General features: G+C 59.8%; 1 protein-coding gene. It reads left to right on the forward strand.

Annotated features, from left to right (window positions below):
• Nucleotides 1-155: 155 nt before the first annotated feature.
• Nucleotides 156-6,635: hypothetical protein (locus L0H65_RS11900; RefSeq protein ID WP_301459263.1), on the forward strand; the 6,480-nt coding region annotated here is incomplete at its 3' end.

The following is a 6,635-nucleotide window of genomic DNA, read 5'->3' on the forward strand; positions in this document are numbered from 1 at the left end:
CTATTGCCAAACATACTGACACCAGGGCGGTTTCCAACGTCGATCTGGTTGCCGTTAATGTCTTTGTGTAAACCCCCGGGCGGGCCGGGGTTGGGACGTGGTGGGACGACTACCGCGCCGATCTGGAAAAGAGCGAGGGCGACCCCAAGACCGGGTTGCTGAAGGTTGAGAATATAACGCCGAAATCGACAACGCCTGTGGCTGGTGGTTCCGGCGACAAACCCAAAGGGAAACTTGCCAGCGTGGCGGATGGCGACACAGCAACGGCAACCGATTCCAAGCCCGCAGGCGATACCGGCACAGCCGACACGCCGGAAGACGCCGACACCGCGCCAGAGGTCAAACCGACCGACAGCAGGATGTTCCTGAGCGAGGTTATCGGGCGCGGCAGCGAAGTGGGGGTTGGAGCCAACATTAACCGCATAAATCTCGACCTTGACGCGAATGTTGCGATTGCAGATGCGAATATCGAACCGGAACGCTACTACCCGAACACCACAGGGGGCTTTGACGAACTGGACAAAGACTCCAAGATCTATGTCACCGCGCGCAACGCCGGCGATCTGATTTTTGGGGCTGGTGCGCCCGGTGTGTCAACCGGTGGTGAAAAGGGCGGTTGGGGCGGTGCATTGTCGCTTGTCACGGTAACGCCTTCGGCCTCTACACATGTATCCGACCCCGCGCTGTTGTCGGATTATACTTATCTTCAACTGCATGGGTCTGAACAAACCTCTGAAAATGATTTGCTGTTGGTCAATGTGGCGCGCAGCCATGTGCAAAATGATGGCGCGGGCAGCGGGTTGGCCGCTGGTATCGCGATCACCACATTTCAGGCCGACACGCTCTTGGGTAATGACGCCTACGCGATGCGCGGGGACAAGGGAACGATCCTGCGCGCCACGGATAAAAGCGATATCGTCACGCTTGCGGGTTCTGGTATCAAAGGGGCCAAGACGGGCCTGTCTTTGGGCGTCGCGATCAACCTTTTGACACGCAATACCGCTGCGATCATCGGCACGCAAGGTTGGACCTTGCACGATGATCTGACGATCAGGGCGGAAACCTTGGGGGCAGCACTGGTTGCAGGCACCGCTTCAACCAAAGACCAAGCCCCCGAGGACCCCGATGCACCTGCCGGTGATGATGCCGCGGAAACGGGCGTGAATGACGGCTCCAAAGGTGCGCCGGTGGAGGTTGCCGCATCGCTGATGGGGGACAAGGCCGATGATGTGGCGACGGCGGCGGGCAATGGGGATGACGGCAATGGTTCCGCAAGCGGCGACGACCAAACCTTGGCATTCTCGGGTGATTTCGCGGCGACATTCAGCGATGTGAACACCACCGTCACGCTGCACGACACCCGGATTGGTTCTTACTTTGAAGGTGATCTGAACATTTTGGCGACGACCAATGTGCAATACGGCCAGGCGAGCGCCGTGACCGCCGTTGCGGTGGATGGCGTTGGCATTACCGGCAGTTTCGGGCTGTCGGATGTGAAACACGTCACCGATGTTGTGATCGCGGATTCGGCGGTCCAGTTCTATGAGGATAACGCGGGAGACGCGCAGGGTGAGACGCGCATCGCCGCCACTGACAACAGTTCTTTTGATACCATCGTCACCGGGCGCGCAGGTCATGCGCAGGACGCCTGGGGCGTGGCGATCAGCGCCAACTTTAACCGCTTCCGGTCCTCGGCGCATACCACCATCACCGATAGCAGTATTACCAATGGTTCTTATTCAAATTTCGGCGGCGACGGGGCCGGTTGCGTTGACGGTGTTTGCTCCACCAATACCGAAGGGCGCAACACAACCATCACGGCGGATGCAAAGCCGAAAAGCACGGTTTATGTTTTAGCCGCGCGTGATGCCGTAGGGGCCGAAACAAGCGGCGGCCAGCAGATGAAATCCATAGGCGACACGATGGAGTCCGCTGCCCTTCAGGCTGAGAAACCGAAAGAAGACGGCACAAGCAATCCCGACAAGCCGCGCGGCGAAGGTCGCGAAGGGTTGAGCGTCGCGGTTGCGCCTTCGGTCGTGAACGCCGCCGCCGAAACGCGGATTACCGACAGTGTTATCATTGCGGATCGCAACGCAGCAGCGGTCGGGGCTGATACTGACGCCAGTTCCGGCAAACTTTCGGTGGAGGCGAATGCGCTGACGGATGTAAATATCGACGCCAGCGCGGGCAATATTGGCCTGAGCTTCGCACTGACCAAAACCATCGCGCATGTGGAACTGTCGTCTGCGATCCTGAACGCGCGCGGCAATGGGGTGGTTGCGATACGCTCCACCGCGGCCGAGGTGCAGGATGTTTCGGCACGGGTCGGCGATGACAGCCGCTTCAAGATCGCGGGGCTGTTGTCGCTGCGCGAATTGCGCAACCGGGTGATTGTGGATGGTGATGCCGGCAGTGCTTCCAAAATTCAGGGCGGCAGTGCAGTGAGCGTTGAAGCCGACAGCACCCATGATTTGCAATTCAAAGCCATTGCCGAGGATAGCACCCGGCTGACGTTTGCAGGGGCCGGGATTGTCTCACTCGGTCAAAGTGATACGGCGACGTATTTCGGCGGCAAAGGCGTGACCGATGATGGCGCGCTGACGGTTGCGGCCAGCGATACGGTCAGCCGTTATACTGCGCAAGCCGCTGCGGTGACGGGTAAGTTTACCACTGATGCGCTGAAAGCAGCCGTCGCAGGGGACGCCGCGCCGAATGCCAAAAGCAAAGTCAAAACCCCTACCAAGGGCGGCACTACCGGCACCGATAAACCTACATTGACCGACAGCCTTGCGGCGATTGCTGATAATGAGAGTGAACAGGTCGCGGGGAGCACGCCAGCCACGCCCGGCACCGGTGACAGTGAAGGCGACGACGATCACAAAGCCAAGAAGGCGGGCAGCTTTGTTATTGCGGTCAATGCCGACCGACGTGACAGTGCTGTGCGCACCCTTGTCGGTGGGGCATATGGCGACGGCGCGCTTGGGCGCAGTTTTGATCTTTCCGGCGCTGTACTCGCCTCCAAAACCACAAGCATTGCGGCGCTGAACGCGCAGAATGATTACAAGAAATTCACCGCTACCAAGGCAGGCACGCTGGATACCACCAGCATCGGCTTTGTCGGCACGATTGCTTATGGCCATGCCGCGCTGACCACTCAGGCGCTGATCGCTGCGCACGCTGATGTGCAGGGCGATACGCTGAACCTGACCGCCACGACCAAATTGCCGGAGCCTGATATCGCCAAGCTGGACACCGCCGTAAAGGAAACGCGCGACGCGATGGTCGAGGTCAAGAATGCGACCGGGTTGCTGGCGGATGACCTGATGCCAGACCCCGCACTGGAAATTGCGCGCAAAGATATCAACGTGCTGACCCGCACCGAAGGCGCTGCCGGCGTCGGCTTTGCCATTGATGTCGGGATACACACGGTCAAGGCTTTGACCGAAGCGGTCATCATGGACGGTGCAACCGCGCCAACTGGGGATACGCTCAACATCACCGCTACAGCCAGCGGCGGGCTTGTCGCCCTGCGTGACCTGCCAGTGAGTGAGGTTACAACGACAGGGAAGTCGGATGAGACGGGTAGCGATAGTCAGTCCTCTGACGAGGAAAAAACCCTTGCCACCAAAGAAGGCGAACTCGGCAAGATCGGTCTTGGTGGCGCTTTGCAGTATTTGCGCACCGATGCCGATACTGCCACCCGTGTCGGCAATCTGGCGACGGCGCTGGAATTGGAAAACCTGACCCTGCTGGCCAGCAATGACATGCTTTCGGTCGCCACGGCCAAATCCTTCGGCGGTGCAAATAATTTCGCCTTTAACGCCGGGGTTGGCATTGTTGATTACCGTGGAAGTGCCGAGGCGCTCGCGGATGTTCGCAATGAATTCACCATCAGCGATGGCACCACGATTACCGCTTCGGACAAATCGCGGCTCTTTGGTTTTGGCGGCGCGGGGTCGCAGTCGGGGAAAGTGTCATTCGGGTTGGGATGGGGCAACGTCTTTGCTGATCGTAACGCCTATGCGGCCTTGACCGGGGCGGACCGTGCGACGGTTGTGGACGGGCGCGATACCGGTGGCGCTGACAGCTCTGTTCTGGAATTTGGCAAGCTTGTTATTGGTGCCGATACGGATGGTTGGAGTGCTGCGGGCGCTGCCGCCGGGGCTGCCGGGCTTGAAAAGGAAGCGGCAGACCGTTCTGGCAATGTCGGTGACACGCCCGAGGTGCCAAAACTTTCCAGTTCGAATGCGCTGACTGAAACCCGTGTGGCCGAGAACGGTGATGCGTTGGGTGAACAGTCCACGGGTGAGGTCGCGCCGAAAGAAAAAGTGCAGGATAAGGCGTTTGGCTTTGCCCTCGCCGCTGATTTTGCGGGTGTCATGGGGCATAATTCGGCAGTTGCGGTTCTGGCGACAGACGGAGATGTTGCTGCGGATGAGATCGGAATTGAGGCCGAAAACAGGGCCGATGCAGTGCTGGCAAGCGGGGCCGCAGTTGGAACTGGCGGATCATTCGGTGTGGCGGGGTCGGTTTCGATTTCGGCAATTCGTACCGATGCTTTGGCTCTCAATCTGGGCGGTTCGCGTGCCGTTGACGATGGCAAGCTGGAACTTGAAGCCAAGGACGAGGGAACCGTTGCGGCAGCTTCCGCCGGGCGTGGCGGTGGTGGCACGGATTTTGCGATTGTCGGCAGTGCTGCGTTGAATCTGGGGCGGACCACGGCGGAGGCTGCCAATAGCGACAGCGATATCAGCGGTGCTGATGCGGCCAAGATCACTGCGGGGTCCGAAGGTGCTGTTGTTGCGGTTGCGGGGTCGCTGGCGGCGGAGGTTGCAAAGCAGGCGCGCAAGGCCAAGCTGGGCGATGGCGAGGGGGAAACGACCTTGGTGCTTGGTGATCTGGCAAGCGGCGTTCTTGGCGGTTCGGGTGGTGCTGCGGGTGGTGGTGCGGGCGGCGATCTGACCAGAGATGGGGCGGCGACCGACCCAGAGCAGGATGATGATGAAAAGAATAGCGTTGGTATCGGGATCGTTTTTGCCGCCAATCTGCGGCCAGAGACGACGCGTGCGACAGCGGTGGGGTCAGAGATTGAGGCGAAGGACATCGCGCTAACCGCTTCAACTGCGCGTAAGACGGTGTCTGTGGCGGCGGCAACTGGTGCTGCGCCTGACATTGCAATCAGCGCCTCGGTTGCAATCAATGTGATCAATCAGCACGTTCTGGCGGAGTTGGACGGCTCCAACAGCCATGATCTGAGCGCGACGAACTCGGTGACACTTTCGGCGCTTGATGATGCGGATGCGACGGCGCAGGTTGGCTTTCTGGGCGGGGGTGGCACGTTTGGTCTGGGCCTGACAGTTGCGGCCCAAACTGACACCCGCAGCACGCAAGCGTATCTGCGCGATACCAGCTTTGCGGCCACTGGTATGCCGGGGCCGGATGTGACGGTCAAGGCCAAGGCTACGGGCAAAAGCGTGCTTCAGCTTTCCTCCGGTCTTGCCTCTGGCAATGCGGATGAGGCGGATGATGATGATGACACCACAAATATTGCGGTGAACCTGCCGGTCACCTATTTGCGCACCAACTGGTCCACCGTGGCGCAACTTAGTGGAATTGCGGCGGATGGTTTGGGCGCGTTAAATGTCTTTGCCGATGAGAAGGCGAAGGTTTTGAACGCCCACCGCGCGATTACGGCATCGGGCGATCATCAGGGCATGGCTGGAACGGCGATCATCGATTACAGCGCCGATCAGCGCGCCTTGGTTTCGGATAGCGACATCACGGCCGGGGCGGTTGCTCTGCGGGCTACGGCGGCCAGCAAACTCAAGGCCATCGCTTTGCGGGACGGCGTGGCGGAAAACAACGTTGACATTATGGTGGTCACGCTGGATTCAAATGGTGAAACCAGCGCGCGGCTTGAGGAAAGTGACCTTGATGCGAGCGGTGTCAGCATCACGGCGCGGGATTCAAGCCAGCATGACTTGCTGGCCAATGGTGCGGTGGAAACGTCGGGTTTTGGAGCTACCGGCGGGTTGATCGTCGATCTGCTGCATCGCGATGTGCTGGCGCAAACCATTGGCGGGTCGGTGATCACCCGTGCGGGCAGTGACCTGACGCTAACCGCAACATCCGAGATCAAATCTGCCGCTGTAGTGTTGGGGCTTGCCAGTGGCGGCGATGATGTGGCGGGTCAGGCCAATATGGTTTGGACCAACGACGCCCGTGATGTGCGCGCCGAGGCGATGGATACCGAATTGACCATCGGACGGGATGCCAAGCTGTTAGCACTCCGCGGCGATCAGTTTCTGGGCGTTCAGGGAAGTACCACACTGGCTTCTAGTGGACTCGGGATCGGCGCGGGCGTGTTCAAATTCCACGGCCTGACCACGGCCCGCATCACTGGCGATGCTGCAGTCAGTACCGCGAATGATTTGACCCTGCGCGCCACCTCGCGCACCAAGGTTCTGGAGCTGGGGATCGGCGTCACCTCTGGCGGTAGTTTCTCGGCAGTCGGGTCATTTGGATACGTTGATTTTGGTCAACGTTCCAACGCGCTGCCGAATGTGACGGGCGAGGACCGTGGCAAGCTGCTGCGCGATGTTGTCGAGGATACGCTGAACAGCGCGGTAAACTGG

The sequence above is a fragment of the Pseudorhodobacter sp. genome (assembly GCF_030452865.1).
In the GTDB taxonomy this organism is placed as follows: Bacteria; Pseudomonadota; Alphaproteobacteria; order Rhodobacterales; family Rhodobacteraceae; genus Pseudorhodobacter.